General features: G+C 44.5%; 1 protein-coding gene. It reads left to right on the top strand.

Annotated elements, in window-relative coordinates; all coding sequences use genetic code 11:
* On the top strand, positions 1–632 hold a 632-nt coding region (locus NV64_RS22830; protein WP_233209089.1), incomplete at both ends, for a DUF2345 domain-containing protein.

The following is a 632-nucleotide window of genomic DNA, read 5'->3' as shown; positions in this document are numbered from 1 at the left end:
GTAGCTGCAAGCGAAGCTGTAAGTTTGTTTGCACAGGCTGCAGGAATGAAAATGTATGCAGGGGCAGGAAAGGTTGATATTCAGGCACAAGCGGATGCCATGAATGTCTCAGCATTACAGGATATCACTGTCACCAGTGGTCAGGGAAGCATGAGGGTTAATGCCAGCAAGGAACTGATTTTAAGTTGCGGTGGTGCTTATATAAAACTCAGCGGTGGGAATATTGAACTGGGATGTCCGCGGAATATTTTGCTGAAAGCGACCAATGTTAATCAGACGGGACCTGCCAGTTTAGATACGCCACCAGTGACTTTTCCGAAAGGATATTCAGGTTCCTTCACTATCAAAGATGCGGAGACTGGTGAGGTTAAGCCTTTTACTAAATATAAAGTTACCTCACCAGAGGGTGATGTTTTTGAGGGGGTATCGGACTCAACAGGAAAAACAGCACCGCTTTATTCATCAATTCCAGGTAAAATGAAAATTGAATTTCCACGTGAGGAAAAGGAAGAAGGGCCTGGACATTGGGTCACAGTCGATCATGATTATCACGGGTTGAAAAATACTGCAATTATGGCAATTAATCGCTTAACCTCTATGGGAGATGAGGGGCGTGTTTTTGGATCTGAAGG

It is taken from the genome of Erwinia sp. B116 (genome assembly GCF_002865965.1).
Taxonomy (GTDB): domain Bacteria; phylum Pseudomonadota; class Gammaproteobacteria; order Enterobacterales; family Enterobacteriaceae; genus Erwinia.
This window is presented reverse-complemented; position numbering and strand designations above follow the sequence as displayed.